Origin of the sequence: Gilvimarinus sp. DA14 (assembly GCF_024204685.1) — a bacterium.
Taxonomy (GTDB): Bacteria; Pseudomonadota; Gammaproteobacteria; order Pseudomonadales; family Cellvibrionaceae; genus Gilvimarinus.
On sequence record NZ_CP100350.1, the window covers coordinates 1,505,782 to 1,529,476 of the forward strand.

21 protein-coding genes are annotated in these 23,695 nt (G+C 55.0%); 11 read left to right on the top strand and 10 right to left on the bottom strand.

Annotation, left to right across the window (positions count from 1 at the left end):
• Window positions 1-95: 95 nt before the first annotated feature.
• The 3 genes from argS (at window position 96) to NHM04_RS06690 (ending at window position 3,615) form a co-directional block, all read left to right on the top strand.
• A complete protein-coding gene (gene argS / locus NHM04_RS06680) occupies window positions 96-1,829 on the top strand; it encodes an arginine--tRNA ligase (RefSeq protein WP_254266213.1) in 1,734 nt (577 codons plus the stop codon).
• A 171-nt stretch (window positions 1,830-2,000) separates the two neighbouring features.
• A complete protein-coding gene (locus NHM04_RS06685) occupies window positions 2,001-3,218 on the top strand; it encodes a multidrug effflux MFS transporter (RefSeq protein ID WP_254266214.1) in 1,218 nt (405 codons plus the stop codon).
• Between the two features lie 49 nt (window positions 3,219-3,267).
• Complete coding sequence (locus NHM04_RS06690; protein WP_254266215.1) at window positions 3,268-3,615, top strand: DUF333 domain-containing protein; 348 nt, start codon at window positions 3,268-3,270, stop codon at window positions 3,613-3,615.
• Between the two features lie 41 nt (window positions 3,616-3,656).
• Here the strand turns inward: NHM04_RS06690 and NHM04_RS06695 are convergent, their stop codons facing one another.
• The 4 genes from NHM04_RS06695 to NHM04_RS06710 form a co-directional block, all read right to left on the bottom strand.
• Window positions 3,657-4,325, bottom strand: a complete 669-nt coding sequence (locus NHM04_RS06695) for a DUF3313 family protein (protein WP_254266216.1) — start codon at window positions 4,323-4,325, stop codon at window positions 3,657-3,659.
• A gap of 70 nt (window positions 4,326-4,395) precedes the next feature.
• Complete coding sequence (locus NHM04_RS06700) at window positions 4,396-4,719, bottom strand: YqcC family protein (RefSeq protein ID WP_254266217.1); 324 nt, start codon at window positions 4,717-4,719, stop codon at window positions 4,396-4,398.
• Between the two features lie 7 nt (window positions 4,720-4,726).
• On the bottom strand, window positions 4,727-6,862 hold the full coding sequence (gene dinG / locus NHM04_RS06705) for an ATP-dependent DNA helicase DinG (RefSeq protein WP_254266218.1): 2,136 nt from the start codon (window positions 6,860-6,862) through the stop codon (window positions 4,727-4,729).
• Window positions 6,863-8,020, bottom strand: coding sequence for a 1-acyl-sn-glycerol-3-phosphate acyltransferase (locus NHM04_RS06710; protein ID WP_254266219.1), 1,158 nt, complete (start codon window positions 8,018-8,020; stop codon window positions 6,863-6,865).
• 109 nt (window positions 8,021-8,129) lie between these two features.
• Between NHM04_RS06710 and NHM04_RS06715 the strand changes: the two genes are divergently transcribed.
• Window positions 8,130-8,534, top strand: a complete 405-nt coding sequence (locus tag NHM04_RS06715) for a YchJ family protein (protein ID WP_254266220.1) — start codon at window positions 8,130-8,132, stop codon at window positions 8,532-8,534.
• 103 nt (window positions 8,535-8,637) lie between these two features.
• Window positions 8,638-9,900, top strand: coding sequence for a diguanylate cyclase domain-containing protein (locus NHM04_RS06720; RefSeq protein ID WP_254266221.1), 1,263 nt, complete (start codon window positions 8,638-8,640; stop codon window positions 9,898-9,900).
• Window positions 9,901-9,953: 53 nt separating this feature from the next.
• Here the strand turns inward: NHM04_RS06720 and NHM04_RS06725 are convergent, their stop codons facing one another.
• Entirely contained in the window at window positions 9,954-10,970 is a 1,017-nt protein-coding gene (locus NHM04_RS06725; RefSeq protein ID WP_254266222.1) for an aspartate carbamoyltransferase, read from the bottom strand.
• Between the two features lie 212 nt (window positions 10,971-11,182).
• Between NHM04_RS06725 and NHM04_RS06730 the strand changes: the two genes are divergently transcribed.
• Complete coding sequence (locus tag NHM04_RS06730) at window positions 11,183-12,085, top strand: DUF2971 domain-containing protein (RefSeq protein ID WP_254266223.1); 903 nt, start codon at window positions 11,183-11,185, stop codon at window positions 12,083-12,085.
• Between the two features lie 21 nt (window positions 12,086-12,106).
• Here the strand turns inward: NHM04_RS06730 and lnt are convergent, their stop codons facing one another.
• The 5 genes from lnt to miaB form a co-directional block, all read right to left on the bottom strand.
• Entirely contained in the window at window positions 12,107-13,645 is a 1,539-nt protein-coding gene (gene lnt / locus NHM04_RS06735) for an apolipoprotein N-acyltransferase (protein ID WP_254266224.1), read from the bottom strand.
• Window positions 13,632-14,495 carry an HlyC/CorC family transporter gene (locus tag NHM04_RS06740; protein ID WP_254266225.1) on the bottom strand — a complete coding sequence of 288 codons (864 nt, stop codon included), beginning with the start codon at window positions 14,493-14,495 and terminating at the stop codon, window positions 13,632-13,634. The genes lnt and NHM04_RS06740 overlap by 14 nt, the downstream gene beginning before the upstream one ends.
• The gene (ybeY, locus tag NHM04_RS06745) at window positions 14,492-15,007 is read right to left on the bottom strand and encodes an rRNA maturation RNase YbeY (protein WP_254266226.1); all 516 of its coding nucleotides are present in this window, start codon (window positions 15,005-15,007) and stop codon (window positions 14,492-14,494) included. Before ybeY ends, NHM04_RS06740 begins: the two co-directional genes overlap by 4 nt.
• Before the next feature lie 3 nt (window positions 15,008-15,010).
• Window positions 15,011-16,048: a PhoH family protein gene (locus tag NHM04_RS06750; protein WP_254266603.1), complete on the bottom strand. Its 1,038-nt coding sequence runs from the start codon at window positions 16,046-16,048 to the stop codon at window positions 15,011-15,013.
• 149 nt (window positions 16,049-16,197) lie between these two features.
• On the bottom strand, window positions 16,198-17,559 hold the full coding sequence (miaB, locus tag NHM04_RS06755; RefSeq protein ID WP_254266227.1) for a tRNA (N6-isopentenyl adenosine(37)-C2)-methylthiotransferase MiaB: 1,362 nt from the start codon (window positions 17,557-17,559) through the stop codon (window positions 16,198-16,200).
• 178 nt (window positions 17,560-17,737) lie between these two features.
• Here miaB and NHM04_RS06760 point away from each other — a divergent pair, with 178 nt between their 5' ends.
• From NHM04_RS06760 to NHM04_RS06780, 5 genes are all read left to right on the top strand, one after another.
• The gene (locus NHM04_RS06760; RefSeq protein WP_254266228.1) at window positions 17,738-18,064 is read left to right on the top strand and encodes a DUF1820 family protein; all 327 of its coding nucleotides are present in this window, start codon (window positions 17,738-17,740) and stop codon (window positions 18,062-18,064) included.
• 117 nt (window positions 18,065-18,181) lie between these two features.
• Complete coding sequence (locus NHM04_RS06765; RefSeq protein ID WP_254266229.1) at window positions 18,182-19,381, top strand: glycerol-3-phosphate dehydrogenase/oxidase; 1,200 nt, start codon at window positions 18,182-18,184, stop codon at window positions 19,379-19,381.
• A 114-nt stretch (window positions 19,382-19,495) separates the two neighbouring features.
• The gene (locus NHM04_RS06770) at window positions 19,496-21,001 is read left to right on the top strand and encodes a phospholipid carrier-dependent glycosyltransferase (protein ID WP_254266230.1); all 1,506 of its coding nucleotides are present in this window, start codon (window positions 19,496-19,498) and stop codon (window positions 20,999-21,001) included.
• Entirely contained in the window at window positions 21,001-21,555 is a 555-nt protein-coding gene (locus tag NHM04_RS06775) for a PA14 domain-containing protein (protein ID WP_254266231.1), read from the top strand. Before NHM04_RS06770 ends, NHM04_RS06775 begins: the two co-directional genes overlap by 1 nt.
• Window positions 21,556-21,650: 95 nt before the next feature.
• Window positions 21,651-23,531, top strand: a complete 1,881-nt coding sequence (locus NHM04_RS06780) for an FG-GAP repeat protein (RefSeq protein ID WP_254266232.1) — start codon at window positions 21,651-21,653, stop codon at window positions 23,529-23,531.
• Window positions 23,532-23,695: the final 164 nt, after the last annotated feature.

Consider the following 23,695-nt stretch of genomic DNA (forward strand, 5'->3'; position numbering starts at 1 on the left):
CCGACCCCGGAGTGCCTTCACTCTGGCGCCATAACGGCCCGCCCGATCCCCCGCCATGGTACAATCGCCGCTTTTGCACTACTGAATTGGGCACTATGAACATCCGCGAATTACTCAGCGAAAAAGTACGCGCCGCCATGACCGGCGCCGGCATCCCCGACGACTGCCAACCCATGGTGGCCGCAGCCAAAAAAGCAGGCTTTGGCGACTATCAGGCCAATGGCGCAATGGGCGCTGCGAAAAAAATGGGCACCAACCCGCGCGAGCTGGCGGCCAAGATTGTCGAGCATCTGGCCGTTGATGAGCTGGCCGAAAAAGTGGAAATTGCCGGCCCCGGCTTTATTAACATTCACCTGAAGCCCGAATGGCTGGCGCAGCAAACCGCTAGTGCCGAGCGCGCCACCGACCTGGCTATCCGCGCCGCCGAGACACCGCAAACCATTGTCGTGGATTATTCCTCGCCCAATCTGGCCAAAGAAATGCACGTAGGCCACTTGCGCTCGACCATTATTGGCGACTCGCTGGTACGGGTGTTAGAGCGTTTGGGTCACACCGTCATCCGGCAAAATCACGTGGGCGACTGGGGCACACAATTCGGTATGCTGATTGCCGAACTCGAAGAGCACCTAGCCCAGAACGAGAGCGCCAGCATGGCACTTTCCGACCTGGAGGTTTTTTACCAGCAAGCCAAGGCTCACTTTGATGCCGACGAAGCCTTTGCCGATAAAGCCCGAGAATATGTGGTCAAACTGCAATCGGGTGACGAACAGGTGCTAAAGCTGTGGCGCCAATTCAAGCAAGTGTCTCTCGATCACAGCGCTGAAATTTACCAAAAGCTCAACGTCACCCTAAGCGCCGCCGATGTGCGCGGCGAAAGTTATTACAACAACGATCTCGCTCCTATCGTGCAAGAGCTGCAAGAGCAGAAGCTGTGCAGCGAAGACCAGGGCGCGCAAGTAGTATTTTTGCCGGAGTTGGCCGACAAAGAGGGCAACCCCTCGCCGGTAATTGTGCAGAAAAAAGGCGGCGGCTTTTTGTACGCCACGACCGACCTTGCGGCGCTGCGTTATCGCGCGGTGGATTTGAACGCGGACCGTATTCTGTACTTTATCGATGCCCGTCAGTCATTGCATATGCAGCAGGTGTTTACCCTGGCGCGCAAAGCCGGTTTTGTCAGCAACCAGGTGAGCCTGGAGCATCACGCCTTTGGCACCATGATGGGATCCGACGGCAAACCTTTTAAAACCCGCAGCGGCGGAACGGTTAAGCTTTCGGCCCTGCTGGACGAAGCCGTCGATCGCGCTCGCGCGGTTATTACCGATAAAAACCCCGAGCTGGCAGAGGCCGACGAAGTGGCCCGCAAGGTGGGTATTGGTGCGGTTAAGTACGCGGATTTAAGTAAAACCCGCACCAATGATTATGTCTTTAACTGGGACACCATGCTCAGCTTTGAAGGCAATACCGCCCCTTATTTGCAGTACGCCTATACCCGAGTGCAGAGTATTTTTCGCAAGGCCGGGGTGAACCCCGAACAAGTCAGCGCCGATATTGTTATTGGCACCGAACAGGAAAAAGCACTTGCGATTAAACTGCTGCAATTTGGCGAAGTGCTGGCCCAGGTCGCCGAGGATGCTCTGCCCCATGTGCTGTGCAACTATGTCTACGATGTCGCCAGTTTGTATATGCGTTTTTACGAGGCCTGCCCAATTTTGAAATCCGACGTTGAGCCGGCCACCCGCGACAGCCGCTTGCGGCTGTGCCATTTGGTATCGCGCACCATTGCCACCGGCTTGGACATGCTGGGGATTGAAGTCTCCGAACAGATGTAAACCCTAGGGCCTATTGCCATTGCAAGCTCCCAGCAACGCCCTGACCGGGGCGTTGTTTTTTATCGCTGAGCTTTACAAACTTAACGCCTTTCGGCCTTTAGTTTCGGTGCCGCCGGGGCGCTATATTCTGTATAGTAACGGCGCGTAGAACCCCAAAACCCTCGGCCCACCATGACCAAGCTGCAATTACCCCGCTACTTTTTATTGTATTTAGGCGCCTTAGTCGCGCTGGGCCCGGTGGCAATGGATGCCTATCTGCCCGCTTTACCCACTATGGCCCAATCCTTGGGTGTATCGGTCGCAACCCTAAGCACGTCTGTCAGTACGTTTTTAGTGGGCTTTGCCGCCGGGCAACTTTTGGGTGGTCCCTTGTCGGATCAAATCGGACGTAAGCGGGTTTGTATTATTGGCACTTTACTATTTATTCTTGCCAGCGCCGCAATCGCCTGCAGCGAATCGGCTGGCACCATCAAGCTATTGCGGGCCCTACAGGCTTTTGGCGGCGGGTTTGCCAGTATTACCGCTATGGCCCAGGTCCGCGATGCGTATCCGGCGGATGAGATCGGGCCGCGCTTTGCCACGGTAATGATGGTGATGATGGTCGCCCCGGTGATTGCACCTCTGTTTGGTACGGCCTTGCTCAGCTTTGGCTGGCAGGCGATTTTTATCTTTCAGGTCAGCTACGCCTGCGTCTTGCTGGCGATTATGTGGCCACTGATTCCCGAGACTATGCAGCACCCGCCCCGGGCCATTTCCATCCGCCGGATCGCACACCAGTACGCTGACATTCTGCTGCATCGCCAAGACGGCAAGTTCATTGCCGCGCGCTTTGCCCTTTGCATGGGTAGTGCGGCCGGCATTTTGCTGGTTTATGTCACCCACGCCTCTTACATGTATATGACGTATTTCGGCATTGGTGAAACCCACTTTTCAGTACTGTTTGGTGGGGCCGCCGTAGGTTTAATTGGCGCCAACTCCTTAAGCACTCAATTGCTGAAACGCTACCGTGCGCTAAACGTATTTGCCGTCATAATTGTGTTGCAGGCGCTACTGGTCGTCGCTTTTACCGGATTTGCCTATTGGAATGCACTCAATTTACCGCTGGCCGCCAGTTTAATTATTCTGATGGTCAGCTGTGTGGGCGTTATTAACCCCGCGGGGGCAACTCACTTTATGGGGATGTTCCCGCCTCACCAGGGCGGTAGTGCGGCGGCAATTCAAACCGTCTCAATGTTTGTCATGGGCTCTGGTATGGGGCTAGTCGCCAGCGTGTTCTTGAGCGACTCGATTACTCCGATCGCCTTGAGTATGCTGGCATCATCCATACTCAGCTTACTCCTGCTACCCGCCATTCGCCGCTACGGCGAACCGTCGGGCCGCCCTGTTTAAGCTATAGTAGTGCAACAAAGAAGTTTCTGATCACTAAAGGAGAGTGAAAATGAATAAGCTTTGGGGCATGTTTACGATTGCCGCACTGGTCGCGGGGTGCGATCAGTCCAATCAAGAGACCTCGCGCCAGCCCAATCCGGCAGCGGTTTACTGCGAAAAGCAAGGCGGGCAGTACGACTTTGACTCGGGGCAATGCACCCTGGCCAATGGCGAAGTAGTGGACGCCTGGGACTATTACCGTGAAACGCTGGAGAAAAAAGTGGGCCTGCCCAATCCGGCCGCCGTGTATTGCGAGGCCCAGGGCCAATACAATACACAAAGCGGTGAGTGCACCTTAGAAGACGGGTCGGTGGTGGATGCCTGGGAGTGGTTTCGCGAGCAGCACAAGAGCAAATAGTCCCGCGACGGCGGACGCCGCGGGAGTTGCGCATTTAGGATTTACAAGGCGCGTGCTTTATCCAGACCTTCGCGCAAGTCGTTAGTCCAGCTGCGCAGATACATATTCGCATCGTGCATATTGGTGGCGCGGTTGGTCCACTCCAGGTACATGTCATCGCGGTCGCGCTTGCGATCCACCACGCGCGCCAGAATCTCACCAGTGGCGCCGTCATAGGCTTCTAAAAACAGGGTCATTTCGCCGGAATCAGTGGTGTAGGTCGTGACCATGCCAACATCGTTGAGATCGGGCGCGGTGACATCCAAGTCGATGATTGAAGGGCGCACATCCAGCACTCGCACATCACTCTGCTCGCCCTCGGCCACGATGCGATAGGCCGGCTCCTTTTCTAACGCCTGGCGAAAATATTTATCGCAGGCCTCGGCAAGACGGCCCTTGATTACATCCATATCCTCGTCGGTGACGCGCGCGCGACCCGCCGAAATATTGGAGTTTTGATTGCGCTGCCAATTATCGCGAAAGGCCACGGTACAGGGGCGCAAACTAATGGCCCCGTAAGCGCCGAGATCAATCTCGGGTTTGAGATACACCTGATCTAAATCGCGATTATCGATTAAGTGTAAACCGTCGTGAGACACAGGCGGCGGCGGAGTCGCACAACCAGCGGTAAATACAAAAGTACAAAGAAGTGCGAGGCTAAGCGTTCTCATAGAGTGGCTCCAATGATTGATTCCCTTTAACCATTCAAAACTAGGCGAAAGCTTCAGCCAAGGCAAGGTTTTACTGGCTTAAAAGTGTATCAATTCGTTGCAGCTCGATGATCAACGCTTCGCCAGAAATCGCCATGGGGCGAAAATACTCCTGCGCCATGGGCGCAATTTGGCAATTCACCGGTAAACTGCCACGCTGCTCTACCAACTGCTGCAGGCGGGGCAGAAATATAAACTGCAGCCACTCGGTAAAAGACAAGGTATCTATAGCGAAAGGCTGAGTGCTGGCCAGCGCCTCAGCCGACGGTGGGCTGGACTCCCATAACTGCAGCTCGCGCATGGCCGCTTCTATATCAATTAACACATTGGCTACGGCGATATGCTTATCGGCCATGACGTTGCTAACTCTCAATTTGACGTTTAAACGGCGGCAGCGAGTCCAAAATTGCTTTGCCGTAGCGCTTGGTCACAACACGCCTGTCCAGCAGGGTGATACAACCTGTATCACCCTCGGTACGCAGCAAGCGGCCACAGGCCTGAATCAATTTAAGGGAGGCATCGGGGATGGTAATTTGCATAAACGGGTTGCCGCCGCGCGACTCCACCCACTCGGACACAGATGCTTCAATGGGATCGTCGGGCACCGCGAAAGGCAACTTGGCGATTACCACATGGGCGCAATAATCGCCGGGCAAATCGACACCCTCGGCAAAGCTCGCCAAACCAAACAGGACACTGCCCTCGCCTTTGTCGATACGCTTTTTGTGCTCTACCAGCATTTCCTGCTTGGAAGAAACCCCCTGCACCTGAATCCGTCGGCGCCAGTGCTCAGGCATTTCATCAAACACGTCCAGCATTTGCCGCCGCGATGAAAACAACACCAGCGAGCCCTCATCGGTTTGCAACAGCTCGGGCAAATAGTCGATTACTGCGCGGGTGTGGGCATAGCTATCGCCCGCGTCCACCGCCTCGGCGGGCACGCGCAGAACACCGCGGGAAAAATCAAACGGGCTGGGTACCACGGCGTAGCGACTGTTGTTGGGTGTGCCAGCGCGCATTTGAAAGCGATCAAATTTACCCAGCGCAGTTAAGGTGGCCGAAGTTACCACGGCGCCGTAGCACTGGTTCCAGAGGCTGAACTCCAAAGTACGGGCCGCCAGAATCGGGCTAGAACACACCTCAATATCGTAGTTGCCGTTAAAGTCCACCAGGGTCAGCCAACGCGCCTTGGGGATACTGGTTTGCGCATCGGTGCGCGAATAGCTCAACCACAGCTCGGCACCGGCTTCAGCGCGGGCCTGCCAGGCGCCAATCACCGGGTAGTTATTTTCCAAATCCACTTTAGGAATACGGCAGTGAGCGTCTTCCATGGCCTCGTTGATTTCATTCGCCATTTTACCCAAAAGATCACTGAGCCGATCAAAACTCATGTGCAACTGCTCAGCCTGGGCGCGAATACCTTCAGGAACAATGCCGCCCTCAAAACGATAATGGGTCGAACGGCGTTCGCGAGAATCATCTGCAATCGTCTGAATCAGTTCATCCAATGCTGGGTACAGCATATCCAGCTCGCGTTTGCACTGAATAAACTGCCCCGGCAATTGTTCGCCAAAGTGATCCACCCGCCCGGCGCCACTGATTTGCCCCAACACCCCAGATAGCGACTTATTACATTGCTCCAGCCAACGGCTGGTAGAGAGCATACGGCCGTGACAGGCAAAGTGATTGAGCGCCTTGTCGGGTAAATGATGGCCCTCATCGAACACGTAAATGGCCTCTTCCGGGTCGGGCAATATCGCCCCGCCCCCCAATGCCAAGTCTGCCAGGACTAGATCGTGATTGGTGACGATACAATCGGCGGTATGCAGCGCATCACGCGCTTTAAAAAAACTGCACACAGAGACATTGGAACAGCGTCTGCCGGTGCACTGACGATGATCTGTGGTGACTCTCTGCCAGTCCGCCGGCTCCAGTTCGCTGGGCCAGGAATCGCGCTCGCCGTCCCATTTATTGGCCGCCAGGGCGTCCATCATCGACTCATAGAGCTTAATGCCCTGCTCATCGACGCTGGGCAGTTCATCTTCGTAAAGCGCGCGGGTGGGATCGTCGGCGCTGGCGAATTCGCCCATTAAATTGTCCAGTTTTGACAGACACAAATAGCGCCCCCGCCCTTTGGCCAGGGCAAAGCTAAAAGACAGGTCAGTGTGATTTTTAAGCTCGGGTAAGTCTTTGTGAATAATTTGCTCTTGCAGGGCGACGGTAGCGGTAGAGACCACCAACTTTTTACCCAGCGCCTTGGCGATAATAATTGAGGGCAGCAAATAGGCGATGGTTTTACCCGTGCCCGTGCCTGCTTCAACCACACACACATGGCCGTCGCTGTTGCGCACGCCTTCGGCATCGGAGCTAATACTGCCCAGGGTGCGGGCAATTTCCGCGATCATCAACTTCTGCCCGTGGCGCGGGCCCAGCTCGCGGGATTTCAGAAATTCAGAATACGTCTGCTGAATCTCCTGCTTGATCGCATCGGTGAGCATTTACGCCTGCTGAGCCTTCAATTTATTGCGCACCGGATTGGCGTACATATTCAGCACAATGTCCCGGTATTCCGAGGGCACTGAGGCAATGTGCAAATCGAAGCTGGCGCGCGCTTGGCTTAAATTCCCCGGCTCGAAAGGCTTAGCTTTATCGGAATAAGGCAGCGAGCGGGCCTCGCCTCCTACTGCATCAAAGGCAAAACAGTTGCTGGGATGCAGTACCTGCTTGGCCCACACTTGGCGGTCAATCTCGGCGGCTACGGCTTCGGTATCGGCATAGTCGCCGTCGAGCACATCGCCGAAGGCGACATGCACGTGGCCTTTCTGCCCGGCAATACCTTTGGCAATGCTCTGCACATCTTCCTGATCGCCCTTTTCATAACCCCCGGTGGTGCGCTGGGAATGCAGCTCGTGCGCCTTGGCGATATCACAGGGGTCATTTTCATAGGAAATGGAAACCGGCACGATTTTCAGCGAGCGCACATACTCAGAAAAATCCTGCGCCTTGGGCCGGTTGAGGGTGAGCATCCCGATCACCGCCGGGTTGGTCAGGTCGTTGCCGTCTTTGGCGCGCCCCTCACGCTGGGCGATCCAAATATTGGCTTTGTCCTCGGTCAGCGAGTGGAAAATATAGGCCGATAGTTTTTTCGCCGCCTTAAGCTTTTCCCGCGGCGCCTTGGCCGAGCGTTTCACAATAAAGCTTTTGTTCAGGCGCATTAAATCTGACACATACTCTTTGGTCAGTAGATTATCGCCAATCGCGATGCGCAAAGTTTTAAAGCCCGCGTGGTACAAGCTCCAGTTTACAAACGCCGGGTCCATGGCGATATCCCGGTGATTGCTGATAAACAGATAGGCCTGGTTGGGGTCGAGCTTATCCAGCCCCGAGTTGGTTAACCGGGTAGTGGTGGTTTCAATCATATGGCGCATGTACTTCTCTACAACCAACTGAAACTTATCTACACTATCCACGCCGACCAGTTGGCGAGCCATAACCCGGCGCACTAAAGGCCGTAAAATAAAACCTAAGGGGCCCGCCAAGCGCGGAAACTTTAGCCGCGCTACGGCATCGGCAAGTTCCGGATCGGCCAGAATTCTGTCCAGCACGGGGCGCACTTCATCATCGTTATAGGGTCGGATATCGTCGAAATCGGTCATGAGCTTGGTCGTAGATTGTTAAACCACACAATAAATAGGGATTGCCACTGGCGCCGGTAGGCGGGCGAGGCCCGAAACAGGCGCACAACATACCCAAAAGAGGTGCAAAATGCCACTCACAGCCCCCATAAACTGTCCCTGCGGCTCGGGCAATGCCACCGCAGATTGTTGCGGCCCACTTATCTTTGAAGGTCAGAGCGCCCCCACCGCCGAGCGCTTGATGCGCTCGCGATACACCGCCCATGTAGTACAAGCGATTGACTACCTATGGCAAACCTGGAGTGTGTCCAGTCGCAACCGCACATCCAAAGAGGCGATTGACGACTGGGCCCGCAGCTGCCATTGGCTGGGGCTGGATATACTCGCCTGCGAAGGCGGTGGTGCCGACGACGACACTGGCACAGTGACCTTCAGTGCCCGCTACCAGCTGGGCCAGCAGACTCACCACCATCTGGAAAAATCCTTGTTCCGGCGCGAGAGCGGCCACTGGCGTTATATCGATCATTGCGGTTAAATCGATAATGCGTCGAAAATGACGGTAAAACTGTGACCCATAATGATGTTTTTCGCGCCAACAATCGGTAAACTTCGGTTTTGCCCGTTGCCCGAGTCCACCCATGAAAATATTGCTGGTTGAAGACAGCGCCACCCTGCGCCACGCCATGAGCCAATACGTGCTTGATGCCGGGCATAGTCCCCTGCTCGCCGAAAGCGGCGAGCAGGCGTTGCAGCTGCTGGAAGACACACCGGTAGATATGATCATTATGGATGTGGAAATGCCGGGGCTGAACGGCTTTGAAACCACGGCGTTAATTCGCGAGTGGCTGGGCAGCCACTGGATCCCGATCATATTCGTCACCGGCATGAGTGAAGACGACGACTACCGTCAAGGTATCGAAGCCGGTGGGGACGATTATCTGATCAAGCCGGTCAGTAAAATGATCATTACGGCAAAAATTCGCGCCATGGAGCGCATTGCCGATATGCGGGACCAGCTCAACCGCCTTAATAACGAGCTGGAAGCACTGAGTCAGCTGGATAGCCTTACCCAGGTGCTCAATCGCCGCACCTTTAACGAGCAGGCAGAACAGCAATGGTTATTAGCCGGACGCAAGCAAACCCACACTTGCGCGCTGATGATCGATGTCGACCACTTCAAACTCTACAACGATCACTATGGCCATCCCGCAGGCGATGCCTGCCTGAAAGAAGTTACGGCGGCCATCAAAGGTTGCCTCAATCGCCCCTACGACCTCCTCGGCCGCTACGGCGGCGAAGAGTTCGTAGTGCTGCTACCAGAAACCGATGCGGCCGGGGCCGAGAGGGTGTGCAGCAGCATTAAGCAGGCCGTGGCCGATTTAGCCCTGCCTCACAAGGTTTCTCCGGTGGAGCCTATTGTCACCGTATCCATTGGCGCCGCCTGCTGCCTGCAACCACGCAGCTGCAACTTAGAGGAGGTAATTAAAGCCGCCGACCGGGCGCTCTATCGCGCTAAGCACACCGGGCGCAACCAATATGCCCTGGAAGAAATGACCGCCCACCGCACGGTAATCATCGCCCACAGTGATGAAGATGTACTGCAAGAGGCCAGCGCCTGCCTGCGCCCCATTTACAACCTGATCACGGCCGAAAGTGCCGAAGAAACACTGGAGCTAGCGGTTAATATCCGCCCCGACTTAATCATTCTCTGCCCCACCCTAGTCACCCAGGACGGCGCTTATCTGGCCGACACTTTGGCAGAGTTGGAGCGCACCGCGCCCATTGCCCAACTGTATCTCGGGCACGTCGCCGAACCGCCCCCGGCGGCCAGACCCAGTGTGGACTTACCCCTGAACTGCGAAGATTTACAGAAGATGGCCGGCCAGCTGTTGGGGCACTAGCACCCCAACGCTGCCACTAAACGCTTTGCTGCTAGCGACCAAGCGCTTTGCGGCTAAAGGGTACGCAGAGAGTTATACCAGTTTACATCGCGGGCGTATTTATCCACCTGATCCACTACATCCAACACCAGGGCAAACAGCGCCATGCGCACCAGCACACCGTTATCCGCCTGGCGGAAAATCGCCAGATTAGGATTTTGGTTTAAATCGTTGTCCAGCTCATTGGCGTCGGCCCGTGAATCGCGCGGCAGCGGATGCATAATTACGGTGTTGGGTTCGCAGTACTGGGTGTAAATAGACTGGTTTAAGCGGAAGCGGCCGCGGTACATATCCGCCTCCTCTTTGGTGGCAAAGCGCTCTTCCTGAATGCGAGTGGAATAGGCGATATCGACGCTGGAGATACTCTGCGTCAGATCTTCCGTAACCACCACTGTATGACCTGCAAGGCGCATCTCCTCAACGATCGCCTCCGGCATGGCCAGCTCTGCAGGCGACACTAAAGTCACATGCACATTGGCGAAATGCCGCAGCAGCTTACACAGTGAGTGGACCGTGCGGCCGTACTTCAAGTCACCAATAAGTGCGATACGCAGGCCATCGATACCGCGATTTTTTGACGCCAGCTCTTTGCGAATGGTGTACAAGTCCAGCAGTGCCTGGCTCGGGTGCTCGTTCGCCCCGTCACCACCGTTCAACACAGGTACCCGGCTGGCCTCGGCAAACTCAGCCACTGACCCCTCCTGGGGGTGACGCATGCAGATTACATCGGAAAAGCCCGACAAAACCCGCGCGGTATCATACAGAGACTCCCCTTTGGCAATGGCCGAGCTTTCAAAACCCGTGGTTTCACGCACCTCGCCCCCCAGCAAGTTAAAGGCGCAGCCGAAGCTGATACGCGTGCGAGTACTGGGCTCGAAAAACATATTGCCCAAAATCGCGCCTTCTAACACCCGGGTCACCCGGCGGCGCAGCGCGTAGGGCGCCATGGCATCGGCCACCTGAAAAATATGTTCAATATCGGAGCGTTCAAACTGTTCCACGGAGAGGATATGAGAGCCGGTAAAAATCACGTGTCTTCCTTTGCCTGTTGAAGGAGGGGTCACTATTCTAGCGTCCCAACCAGTGCGGTGGAATCATTGCACAGGCAAGATCTGAAAATTTGCCCAGAACAGGCTTAAATAAAATCACGATCGACTTGATTGGCGTATAAAAACACTTTATAAAACCCGCAAACGGCCGATATAACACTATAGTGAATCAGTACCGACAATAAGGACAGCAAGTGCCCGATCACCCAGATACCTTATCCAAATACAGCGACGCGCTGACTGCCGAAAAAGTTCTGCAGTCCGGCTGTCTGCGCTGGAGTGCGCCGGTACTTTACCGCGATCCGTTTGAACTCAACCATCGCACCGCGCTGGCCTTTGAACCGCAAACACTGCTGAGTAATGTGATTCGTACCGCCTGCGGTATGATCTTCGCCCGCGAAGATCCGCGCGGCGCCTCACCATTGACTCAGGTCATTCGCCGCTGGCGGGATGAGGAACGCTTTGCCTCTCCTGAGGAGGCGGAAGAGGTGTTGCAGGAGCTGATGGCCCGCATGGTGGATCAGCGCCAAAACGAGCTGGACGAAATGATGAGCGACTGGCGCCGCTACACACGCAGCCTGCGTATTTGCAGTTTCTCCGCCAAAGCCGACAACCTGACCGCCTGGCAGTACTTTGCCGACAGCCACAAAGGGGCCGTATTGAAGTTTCAGTGCGGCGACAACACGTCGCTTGCCGCGCCGCAACAGGTGCAGTATCTGCCGGCGCGCCCGGAAATTACCAGCCTTAAAGAACAGCTAAACGTCATTCTTTACAACGAAAAGCTGCACAGCCAGGATTTTTTTGCCGAGAAATTTCTCTGCAAACAACCGGCGGCAAAGGGCGAACAGGAGTGGCGCTGCTTTTTTAATGTTGATGCCGCTACGGCGGCCAAGTCCACCGACGAGAATGACTGGTTCAGCGACCAACCATTTGCTGCGAACGAACTGCGAGCGGTTTATTTTGGCGCTTTTATGAGCACCGAAGACAAACAGCGACTACTGGCCTTACTCAAGCATCGCTACCCGGAAACCAAAGTATTCCAAGCCGAGGCTGTAGCGGGGAAATACGAAATAAGCTTTAATCGCCTCAAACACTGAAGACTCAGGCCTCATCTGGCGCTAATACCGACGCTGCGAGGCCAGCAAACCGAGCAGCAGCGCCAGCGACAAAAACACCACCGGCCAACTACCCCAGCGCATAAACGGTGTGTCGCCGTAGGCGGGATAAATAACACCGCTCAAAGTAGCGCTGACAAACTGACGGCTTTTTTCGACGACTCTCCCTTTGGGGTCGACAATCGCACTCACACCATTATTGGTGCTGCGCAACAGGTAACGTCCGGTCTCCAGTGCACGCATCTGCGCCATTTGCAGGTGCTGTAAAGGACCGATTGAGTCGGCAAACCAGGCATCATTACTTACGGTTAACAGCACATTGCGATGCCTGGCGCTCTCTGCCACCAGCGATGGGTAAACCACTTCATAGCACACACTGGGAGCAATGCTGACATCATTAATCAGCAGGCCCCGCTGATCATCCGGGCCGCGATGAATGTAAGAGGTAGGCAAATCAAAAAACTCTATAGTGCCGCGCAACCAATCTTCCAGGGGCACATATTCGCCGAAAGGCACCAGCCGACGCTTGTGGTATATACCCATGGCCTCACCAAAGCCTGTCACCGAGTTGTAATAGCGGCGGCGACTCAAATCGTCGTAAATAATCCCGGTAACAAGCCCGGTATTGGTATCCGCCGCCTGGCGGTTAACCCGATTGAGAAAATCCAGGGCGTTGTTGTAGGTGAGCGGCACCGCCGCTTCGGGCCAGATCAGCCAGTCGCTGTCCCAGTGAGGCTCACTCAAATCCATCAGGCGATCCAGGGTGGGCTGAGCGAATTTCGGGTTCCACTTTAACTCCTGCGCCACATTGGGCTGCACCATAGTCACACTGATGGGCTGGTCGCGATTCAGCTTGCTCCACTGTACGTTTTCAAGCTGCCAACCCACCAACCACAGCGCACACACCATAATGCTCGCCATCCACAGGTTGCCAGACGGGCGCATAAAAAAGCCCCAGGCGGCGAGGGTAGCGGCGCTAAAGGCGGTAATAAAACTGAGCCCGAGCACACCAAACAATGGGGCCCAGCCGGCCAGCGGCGTCTGCAAATGACCATAACCCAGGTAAAGCCAGGGGAAGCCGGTTAACAACCAGGAACGCAGCCATTCACCGAGCAGGTAACAGGCGGGAAACCCCAGCAAAATCCCCAAGCGGCCGTGCCCCATCAGTGAGCGGCAGATGACAAAGGGCACGGCAAAAATACCGGCCATAAAGAGCACAAAAAGCGCGGTTAGAAGCCCCGCCAGCCAGACCGATGCATTGCCAAACTGGTGAATGGCTACAAAAATCCACGACACCCCCACCCCGTAAAGCCCTAGGCCGAAAGCCAGCGCCACTATCCAGGCGCGACGGCTGGCGACTTTAAATAACAGTAGCGGAAAAACCGCAAGCCCCAGTAGGGCCAACGGCCAGAGATTAAAAGGCGCAAACGCCAGAGGCTGCAGGGCCCCGGCCAGCAGTGCCAGGGCGGCGGCGTTGTACCAGCGCAGGCGATTAAGTCCGCGACTGACAGTGCCGGTGATTATGGTCTCAGTGCCGATCAAGTGTTAAACGCACCAGATGAATTTGCCGATTATCGGCATAGAGAACGCGGAAGGTAAAGCCGTCTACCTCGGTAGTTTCATTGCGCTTAGGCAGGTGGCCAAAAGACTGCATCAAAATACCGCCGATGGTGTCAAAATCTTCATCCGACAGCCCGGCTTCGAAATAATCGTTGAAATCTTCGATCGGGGTCAGCGCTTTGATCACATAATCGGTATCGCTGACTTTTTTGATGTGCTCGTCGGAAATCTCTTCATCGGTTTCATCTTCAATTTCGCCGACGATCTCCTCGAGAATATCCTCAATAGTAATCAGACCAGAGATACCGCCGTACTCATCAATCACCAGCGCCATATGGTAGCGCTGCTCGCGGAATTCCCGCAGCAGCACATTAACGCGTTTACTTTCGGGCACGATATTGGCGGTGCGAATAATCTGCTCCAGGCTAAAATCGTTGTTGCCCTCCAGCATCATCCGCAGTAAGTCTTTGGCCAGTAATATGCCTTTAATATCGTCGATAGAATCGCCAATCACGGGAAAACGCGAGTGGCCAGACTCAATAATTTTGGGCAGAAAGTCTTTTGGTTTATCGTCAATTTTTACCGCGACGATTTGCGTGCGCGGGATCATGATTTCCCGCGCCTGCAGGCTGGACACGTCCAGTGCGCCTTCGATGATGCTGAGCGCCTCCTGGTCCAACAACTTGTTGTCGGCGGCGTCTTTTATAATTTCCAGTAGGTCGTCGCGGGATTTGGGCTCGCCGGAAAAGGCGTTGAGCACCCGATCCAACCAAGACTTCTCCTGTTTATCCTGGAGGCGCGACGCGCTGCTACTCGATGGGTCGTCCGTCATGGCACTGATGATTCCTGTGTCGTTGTCGTATAGGGGTTGCCCGCACCAGTGTCGGTGCCGGCTTCAGCATAGGGGGGGGCAAACCCCAGCCCGGTGATAATCTCGGTTTCCAGCGTTTCCATACGCTCGGCGTCAGTGTCGTCAATGTGGTCGTAACCTAGCAAATGCAAGGTACCGTGCACAAGCATATGAGCCCAGTGGGCCTTTAGGGTTTTGCCCTGTTCGCGAGCCTCACGCGCTACCACCTCAGCGCATACGGCTAAGTCCCCCAACAAGGGTAATTCAAGCTCGGCGGGCAGATCGGCGGGAAAGGAAAGAACGTTGGTAGGGTAATGCTTACCTCGGTATTGACCGTTTAACTCGGCGCTGGTGTCGGCGTCGACAATGCACAGGCTGACTTCGGCTGGATCCCGATGGCCTGCGACTGCCGCCGCCACCCATCGGTGTACTTCGTCGTCGCTGGGCAGTTGGTCGTCATCGACCTGAATATCAATATCCACCTGGACGCTCATGGCTCAGCGCTCACGATCCGGGTTGGCCGCTTCGAAGGCATCGTAGGCCTCGACAATACGCTGTACCAGCGGGTGGCGCACTACGTCTTTAGAGCCAAAGTGAGTAAAACTTATTCCCTCGACGTTGTTCAGTACCTCAACCACATGCTTGAGGCCGGATTTCTGGCCACGCGGTAAGTCAATTTGACTGGGATCACCGGTAATCACGGCGGTAGAGCCGAAACCGATGCGGGTCAGGAACATTTTCATCTGTTCACAGGTGGTATTCTGGCTCTCGTCCAGAATCACAAACGAGTTGTTCAGGGTGCGGCCGCGCATATAGGCAAGCGGCGCCACTTCAATCACATTGCGCTCGAGCAGCTTGCCGACGGTTTCAAAGCCCAGCATTTCAAACAGGGCGTCGTACAGCGGGCGCAGGTAAGGGTCTACCTTTTGGGCCAGATCACCGGGCAAAAAACCCAGCTTTTCGCCCGCCTCAACGGCGGGGCGCACCAGCAGAATACGCTCTACGTCATCGCGCAGCAGCGCTTCGACCGCACAGGCCACGGCCAGATAGGTTTTACCGGTACCGGCCGGACCAACACCAAAGTTGATATCGTTGGTCTGGACTGAGCGCACATAGCGCTGCTGGTTAACGCCGCGAGGCTTAATGGTGCACTTTTTGGTTCGAATGAGTACGGTACCGGCGGGAATTTTCTCTTCGTTTTGCTCAGCGCCGGCGGGCGCAGCCGTCGGCTCGGCAGAGGTCTGTTGCATAAGCTGTTCGATTCCTGCGCTTTGCAGCGCCAGATGGATTTCGTCGGGAGTCAACTCGATGGTACTGGTTTCGCGATACAGCTCGCGCAGCACTTCGGCGGCGGTTTCAGCGAGAGCGCGGCCGCCTACCAGAGCAAAGTGATTACCCCGGTTACGGATTTCGATGTTCAGGCGCTGTTCGATCTGGCGCAGGTGCTGGTCAAACTGACCGCATAAACTGGCAAGACGGCGGTTGTCATTTGGCTCAAGAATCACCTCGCAGGTGACCTGAGAGGTATCGGGCACGACGTGTTTATTCAAGGATGGATAAATACTCTTGTTGCGTTTTCTGATTCAAAGCGTAAACCATTACCCAGTTAGGGGGAAGCCCGTGAACCGGCGAATTCTTTATTACCGGCTCGGGGCTACAAACCTGTGGTTATAGCAATCGATGATTACATTTCGTCGAGCTCAGAGCCGATCAGCGTACCCAGAAGCGAATTGGGCAGAGCCTGGTCGATTCGCACATCGGCAAACTTGCCGATCAGAGCCGGATCATCCGCGCGGAAGTTGACTACGCGGTTATTCTCGGTACGTCCCGACAGCTGCCCCGGATCTTTCTTGCTGTAGCCGGATACCAGCACCCGCTCGACATTACCCACCATGCGACGACTGATGGCCTGGGCCTGCTGGGTAATACGATCTTGCAGGATTTTCAGGCGCTGTTTTTTGACCTCCATGGGAGTGTCATCGGGTAAATCCGAGGCCGGGGTGCCCGGGCGCGGGCTGTAAATAAAGCTGAACGAGGTATCGAAACCGATATCGCCAATAAGCTTCATGGTGCGGGCGAAATCGTCTTCGGTTTCGCCGGGAAAGCCGATAATAAAGTCAGAGGAAAAACTGATATCCGGGCGGTGCTCACGAATACGGCGCAGCTTGGATTTATATTCGATCGCGGTGTGGCCGCGCTTCATCGCCATCAAAATACGGTCGGAACCGCTCTGGACCGGTAGATGCAGATGGCTGACGAGCTCGGGCACTTCGGCGTAGACGTCGATCAGCGATTCGGAAAACTCCACCGGGTGCGAGGTGGTAAAGCGAATGCGGTCAATACCCTCTACTGCGGCGACGAAAGTAATCAGCTCAGCCAAGTCGACAATGCCGTCATCGGATTCGCCGCGATAGGCGTTTACGTTTTGCCCTAAAAGGTTAATCTCCCGCACGCCCTGGGCTGCCAGATGGACGACCTCGCGCATTACATCGGCCACCGGACGGCTCACTTCCTCACCGCGGGTGTAAGGCACCACACAGAAGGTGCAGTATTTGGAGCAACCTTCCATGATCGAGACAAACGCGCTCACGCCATCGGCATCGGGCTGGGGCAGCTTGTCGAACTTTTCGATCTCGGGGAAACTGATATCCACTACCACCGCGCCGTTGTCACGGGGCTGCTCCATCATCTCGGGCAGCCGGTGCAGGGTTTGCGGGCCAAAAATCAGATCCACAAAAGGCGCGCGCTCGGCAATCGCATCGCCCTCTTGGCTGGCGACGCAACCGCCCACCCCAATAATCATATTGGGGTTCTTTTCCTTCAGCTGTTTCCAGCGCCCCAATTGGTGAAAGAGCTTTTCCTGCGCTTTTTCACGAATGGAGCAGGTGTTAATCAGCACCACATCGGCCTCTTCGGGGTTCTCGGTGGCCACCATTTGGTGGGACTCCCCCAGAAGATCGCGCATGCGCGATGAATCATACTCGTTCATCTGACAGCCATGGGTCTTGATGTAGAGCTTTTTTACCGGTGTCTCGGTCGCTGACATAGAGTGCGGGCCTGCATTGGGACGAAATTTAAGGCCGCGCATTATAGCTATCTCAATGACCAAATCCCATAGCCCGCAGGCAAAAAATGATTATTTTTTGTGCAAAATTCTTCCATTGAGCTGCGGATATGCTATTCTTCGCGCCCTTTTTCAACAGCAGAGATACCCGTTGTACACCATGAACTCACGCCCTATTTACAAGGTGATTTTCCACAATCAGGGACAGGTTTTTGAAGTCTTCGCCCGCGCCATCTACCAGAGCGAAATGTACGGCTTTATTGAAGTCGAGGAGTTCGTGTTCGGCGAGCGCAGCCAAGTGGTAGTAGACCCAGGTGAGGAAAAGCTAAAAGCCGAGTTCGCCGGAGTGAAACGCTCGTATCTGCCCATGCACGCCATTGTGCGCATTGACGAGGTGGAAAAAGAAGGCGCCGCCAAGGTCAGTGAATTTAAAGGCGAAAAAGTCACCCCCTTCCCCTACGGCGGGATGAGCCCGAGCGATAGCTAGCTCCAGCGATCTTATTCGCGCCGCGCAGCCTGCGGCGCATTTACTCCCAGCGCACAATCTTTTAGCATCTCGGCAGGGCTCGCCAAACCGTCGGGCCACCGGCTGCAGGGGTTTTGCGTGAGCTATGACATTACTATAATCGGCGCGGGCATCACCGGCGCGGGCGTAGCTCAGGCGGCAGCGGCAGCAGGTTACAAAGTGGCGGTGCTCGAATCCTCGCAAGTAGGCGGCGCGACCTCCAGCAACTCTAGCAAGCTTATTCACGGCGGACTGCGCTACTTGGAATCGCTCCAGTTTTCTCTGGTGCGCGAGTCCTTGCAAGAACGGGAAACCCTGCTGCGCATAGCGCCCGAGCTGGTCAAGCTAGCCCCCCTACATATACCTATCTACAAAAACAGCAAGCGCAACCCCTTAACCATTCACACGGGGCTTTTTCTTTACCGCTTGCTGTCGGGTTGGGACGCTACGACCCAATTTCGCCGCCTGAATAAAAACCAATGGCCCGAATTGGATGCAATTCGCCACGAGAACCTAATCGCCATATACCGTTACTTCGAAGCGCAAACAGATGATCGCGCCCTAACCCGAGCGGTAATGGCATCGGCGCAGCAGCTGGGGGCCGAACTGCTGCAACCGGCTGAATTTACCGGTGCGGCTCTACGTGCCTCAGCGCAAACAAGCACAGTACAAGCGGCCGGCGACATCGAGGTGAACTTTTACCAGGGCGGTCGTGTGCAACACTTATCTACGCGAGTATTGGTCAATTGCGCGGGCCCCTGGGCCAGCGAGCTAAACAAGAAAATCACCCCCACACCGGCACTGCCGCCGGTTGAGCTGGTACAAGGTAGTCATCTGTTGCTGCCCCCGGTGCTGCAGCATCACTACTACCTGGAGTCACCCAGCGATGGGCGGGCGGTGTTTGCCTTACCCTGGCAGGGTAAATTGCTGCTGGGCACCACCGAGACACCTCATCAAGACGCGCCCGAACAGGCGGTGTGCCACCCCCACGAAACCCATTACCTCCTGAATATTCTGAAACACTATTTCCCCGACCTACACCTGCTGCCTTCATCAGCACAAACCATGGCGGGTTTACGAGTGCTCCCCAAAACTCAAGGCAGTGCTTTTGGCCGCAGCCGCGATGTAATGATGATCTCAGACCAGCGCTCCAAGCCACGCGTTCTGACCGTAATGGGGGGCAAGCTCACCACCTACCGAGCCTCCGCGTGGCAGGTTATGCAGCAGCTTTATCCCTCTCTCCCCGCCCCTAGGCGCGGTATGGATACCCGCCAGATTGCTTTGCACCCTGTCGATTAACGGGCGCGCCTCACACCCTGATAGGCACTTATTAGGCAAGCTTTGCGCAATCGGTTATGATCTGGCCGCGTTTTGATAACAACACCTGAACAAGCTGTGCGACCCGGATAAGCTATGCGCGATCTAATCACCCGACATCTTCATAAACTGTATCTGGCCATTTTGATGGTGTGCTCGCTGAGTGTTTACACCATTGGCCTCGGCCACCCCAACGCCCTGTTCTGGGATGAAAACTACCATATCGCCTCGGCGCAAAAGTATATTGACGGCGTGATGTATATGGAGCCCCACCCACCCTTGGGCAAACTGTTAATGGCGGGCAGTGAAGCGGCGCTGGGCTTAAACAGCGATAAAGATAAATCCAAGTTCTCCAACACCGATTATCTGCGCGATCAGCATCTCCCCGAAGGGGGCATTGAATACTTTGCCTACCGCCTTCCCTCTGCGCTGCTGATGGCGCTGTCGGTGCTGTTTTTTTACGGCATCATCCGTCGCATTAGCGGTAATGCGCACTTGGCCTTCGCGTTTAGCTTTCTTTTAATTTTCGACAATGCCTTGGTCATTCACGCGCGCTCGGCCATGCTCGAGGGTATTCAGCTGTTTTTTATTCTCGGCGCCATTTATCAAACCGTGCGTTGCATTACCTTAAAGGTACAGCAAAACCGCGCCATTACCCTGCCCGATTATGCATGGCTGGGGGTTTGGATAGGTCTTGCCGTATCGGTAAAAGTCAACGGCGCGGTACTGCTGTTATTGTTTGTAATGCTCTACGGCGCCGACCGCTGGGAGGCCATAAAAAACTGGCGCCTGGCCGAGTTGATAAAAAGGCTGGCCGTTACGGTACCCAGCGGTGTGCTACCGGTCATCGCGGTGTTTCTCGCTATTTTCTATCTGCACATTGGCCTCGGCGGCACCATGCCCACGCATAAGAACTATGATGCGAGTCGCGAGTACAAAGATCTGATAAAAAGCGAGCAAACCTGGAGTGCGGCAGCGTTCAGCCAAGGCTTGCAGGATAATTGGCAGTATATGGCCAAGTATGCCGATGGCGTACCGCGCCTGGACGTCTGCAAAGAAGGCGAAAACGGCAGCTTTGCCATGAACTGGCCCCTGGGCAGCAAGACCATTAACTACCGCTGGTCAAAGCAGACCACCGACGGCGTCACCTATGTGCGTTATCACAATATCGTCGCCAATCCGATCGTCTGGTTCAGTGTGGTGGCCGGTATTGTGTTATCCGCCGGCCTCATTATCAGTCGATTTGTCTACCAAAACCCGGTCAAGGACACCGCGCTGTTTTACTGGATTTGCGCTTTCAGCGGTTTATACATCAGCTACATGATTGCCATTTTGCAAATTGAGCGAGTGATGTACTTGTACCATTACTTAGTGCCCCTTGTGTTTGGCATTATTAACTTGGCGCTGATTTTCCAGTACGTATTCTACGAACAACTGCAACAAGGCAGCCGTCACACCTACATTAACTTAGGCGCTTATATCGCGCTGACTGTGGCCGTGTTTTTTCTTTTTGCGCCTTTCACCTACAGTTGGGAGCTGACCGAATCGCAGTTTGAAATGCGCAATTGGTTTGATTACTGGAAACTGGAGCTGGTGCGCTAATGAGTAAAAATACAATTTTTTCACTGCTTCTGTTTATTTGTGCCCTGCTTATTATTGTCAGGGTAATTCCGCCCTCGGTGGATGAGAACCTGGCACTGGTACTGAGTAAAAGCCGCAGCAACATTACCAATATCAATCACTCGCGCAACATCTCTGATACGCGCACCGTGATGATCGACAAAGTTGAGCTGAATCAGGACAATCGCTTTAAACACCCCGTGCTGGGAGTGCTGGGCTGGACAGAGGATTTCTATGCGGATATCGAAAGTCGGTTTAGAGTGACCGAAAAAGGTCGCTATCGTTTTATGGTGGGCAGCGACGACGGCTTCAGTCTAAAAATCGACAACAAACGTTTGTGCCAATACCCCAAAGACCGCCCCTTTAGCAAACAATCCTGTTATCGACTGCTGGATGTTGGCGAGCATACCCTGACGCTCAGTTATTTTCAGGGATTTGGCAACTCGGGGCTGACGCTGGAGGCCGGACTCGCCAATGGCGCCAAGCCGAAGTTTTGGGGCGAAGACATCTCAGGAATTGAATACATCGTCGAATAAGCCGATTCGTAAAATTTTTAACAAATTATCGGCTTATTTCCCGGAGCTTAACTGTTAAGTTAATAGTGGTTAAATAAAAGCTTCGAGGAATCAACATGGCTACACAGATATCACGCCGAACCCGACTTTGGCTGGCGCTCAGCGCAAGTACAATGCTTCTCAGCGCCTGCGGCAGCGATAGCGACGACAACTCAACCCCACCCGAAGCTCAGGCACCCGATGCGGCGCAGGTAACTGCCGAGATCAGCACCAAACAGGTAACCCTATCCTGGGACGATGTTGACGGCGCCACTGAGTACCGGGTTTACCGCGATCTAGATGGCAGCTCCGGTTACGAGCCAATCAGCGAAGATATCACCACCTCCGAATTTGCGTACCCCCTCGCCGCTCATTTAACGGACTGGGACGACGTTCGTTTTCAGGTTGAAGCCTGCAACAGCGCTGGCTGCACGCCAAGCGAAGATATTTATATCGACGGCGCCGCGATCGACGCCATCGGCTACCTGAAAGCCGACACGCCACAAGATAAATCCGCCTATGGCTTTGCTATGGCTATTTCTGACGACGGCAGCACCCTGGCCGTGGGTAGCCCTCGCTATGACGCGGGCAATAACGTGGATGCCGGTGCAGTTTACTTGTACAGCAAAACCGACAGCGGCTGGAGCCAAACCGGGCGCATCGATAACCCAGCCAGCGATGGCGGCGACGGTGACCTGTTCGGCTACGCGGTGGATCTCTCCGCTGACGGCTCGCAGCTACTGGTCACCGCGCCCTATGAGGATGGCGGCTCTGCGGGAGTGAACAGCGCAAACGATGACGAGCCTATTCGCAATTCCGGTGCGGCCTACCTGTTCACGCAATCGGGCTCAGCTTGGCAGCAAACAGCCTACTTCAAAGCCAGTAACCCAGATCCCAACGATTTTTACGGCATACGCGCAACCATCAACAGCGACGCCACCCGCGTTGCCATCAGCGCCCCCTTCGAAGCGAGCAATGCAGCTGGTGTGAACGGTGACCAAGGTAATAATGACATTGAGCTCGCCGGCGCAGTCTATGTCTACCAACTCAGCGACAGCTGGGCGCAGGAAGCTTACATAAAACCCAGTTTTCCCTCCTGGCCTGATAGCCCATGTTTTGATCCAATGCCGCCAGGTATAGAATGTGACGAAGCCTCACCCTCAAGATTCGGCTATGGTCTCGCCTTTGACGACTCCGGCAACACCCTGGCGATTGGCGCACCCGGTGAGAACTCAGCGGACGGACAAATAAACGGTAACCAGTCAGACTTCAAAGCGAAAAGCGCCGGAGCCGCTTACATTTTAAGGTTTGCAAACAATAGCTGGCAGCACACCGCTTATATCAAAGCAAGTAACCCAAGCATTGACGACGAGTTCGGCTATGCGTTGGCACTTTCTGGCGATGGCAACACCCTCGCTGTCAGCGCCCCCCACGAGGACAGCAATTTAACCGGAGTGCACCCATCTCCCATCCCTAACGATACCGCCGATTTAGATGTGCCGTTTAATGAAGATGGCGAACCCGATTCAGGCGCGGCCTATGTATTTAGTTTTGATGGTAGCGACTGGTCACAGGTGCGCTATATCAAAGCCGAAGCGACCGACGAGGACGATCTATTTGGTTGGTCAGTGCAACTGAACAGTGATGGCACAACGCTCGCCATTGGTGTGCCTCGAGAAGACTCGGAAGAGACGGGCATCAGCGATGACTGGGGCAACAGCAGTGCACCGGCAGCCGGAGCGGCTTATGTTTACCAATACTCAGACACCGACAACTGGGCTCTGAGCAGCTATCTAAAAGCAATCAATACAGATGCCAACGATACCTTTGGCCGCACCCTAACTCTGTCGGGGAACGGCGAGACTCTGGCCGTTGCCGCCACCGGCGAAGACAGCTCGCAAGTTGACGCCCCCGCCAATGAAGATGGCGAAGACAGCGGCGCCATTTACCTCTACTAGCGAAAGCACTTGTTTGATTTTCCCGCGGGCAGCCCCTGCGGGAATTTTCTTCCTTCTACTCTGTCAGATACCCGCCGGCTCCCCTGCGGCTGAGCGTCAAACATTGACACACCCAGCCTCACCGGACAGAATCCCCCGCTTAAATGAATAATCAGGAAACTGCT

Bases quoted from the DNA above. Each gene is read 5' to 3' on its own strand.
- argS (WP_254266213.1), top strand. From the start codon at position 96: ATGAACATCCGCGAATTACTCAGCGAAAAAGTACGCGCCGCCATGACC.
- NHM04_RS06685 (WP_254266214.1), top strand. From the start codon at position 2,001: ATGACCAAGCTGCAATTACCCCGCTACTTTTTATTGTATTTAGGCGCC.
- NHM04_RS06690 (WP_254266215.1), top strand. From the start codon at position 3,268: ATGAATAAGCTTTGGGGCATGTTTACGATTGCCGCACTGGTCGCGGGG.
- NHM04_RS06695 (WP_254266216.1), bottom strand. From the start codon at position 4,325: ATGAGAACGCTTAGCCTCGCACTTCTTTGTACTTTTGTATTTACCGCT.
- NHM04_RS06700 (WP_254266217.1), bottom strand. From the start codon at position 4,719: ATGGCCGATAAGCATATCGCCGTAGCCAATGTGTTAATTGATATAGAA.
- dinG (WP_254266218.1), bottom strand. From the start codon at position 6,862: ATGCTCACCGATGCGATCAAGCAGGAGATTCAGCAGACGTATTCTGAA.
- NHM04_RS06710 (WP_254266219.1), bottom strand. From the start codon at position 8,020: ATGACCGATTTCGACGATATCCGACCCTATAACGATGATGAAGTGCGC.
- NHM04_RS06715 (WP_254266220.1), top strand. From the start codon at position 8,130: ATGCCACTCACAGCCCCCATAAACTGTCCCTGCGGCTCGGGCAATGCC.
- NHM04_RS06720 (WP_254266221.1), top strand. From the start codon at position 8,638: ATGAAAATATTGCTGGTTGAAGACAGCGCCACCCTGCGCCACGCCATG.
- NHM04_RS06740 (WP_254266225.1), bottom strand. From the start codon at position 14,495: ATGACGGACGACCCATCGAGTAGCAGCGCGTCGCGCCTCCAGGATAAA.
- ybeY (WP_254266226.1), bottom strand. From the start codon at position 15,007: ATGAGCGTCCAGGTGGATATTGATATTCAGGTCGATGACGACCAACTG.
- miaB (WP_254266227.1), bottom strand. From the start codon at position 17,559: ATGTCAGCGACCGAGACACCGGTAAAAAAGCTCTACATCAAGACCCAT.
- NHM04_RS06760 (WP_254266228.1), top strand. From the start codon at position 17,738: ATGAACTCACGCCCTATTTACAAGGTGATTTTCCACAATCAGGGACAG.
- NHM04_RS06770 (WP_254266230.1), top strand. From the start codon at position 19,496: ATGCGCGATCTAATCACCCGACATCTTCATAAACTGTATCTGGCCATT.
- NHM04_RS06775 (WP_254266231.1), top strand. From the start codon at position 21,001: ATGAGTAAAAATACAATTTTTTCACTGCTTCTGTTTATTTGTGCCCTG.
- NHM04_RS06780 (WP_254266232.1), top strand. From the start codon at position 21,651: ATGGCTACACAGATATCACGCCGAACCCGACTTTGGCTGGCGCTCAGC.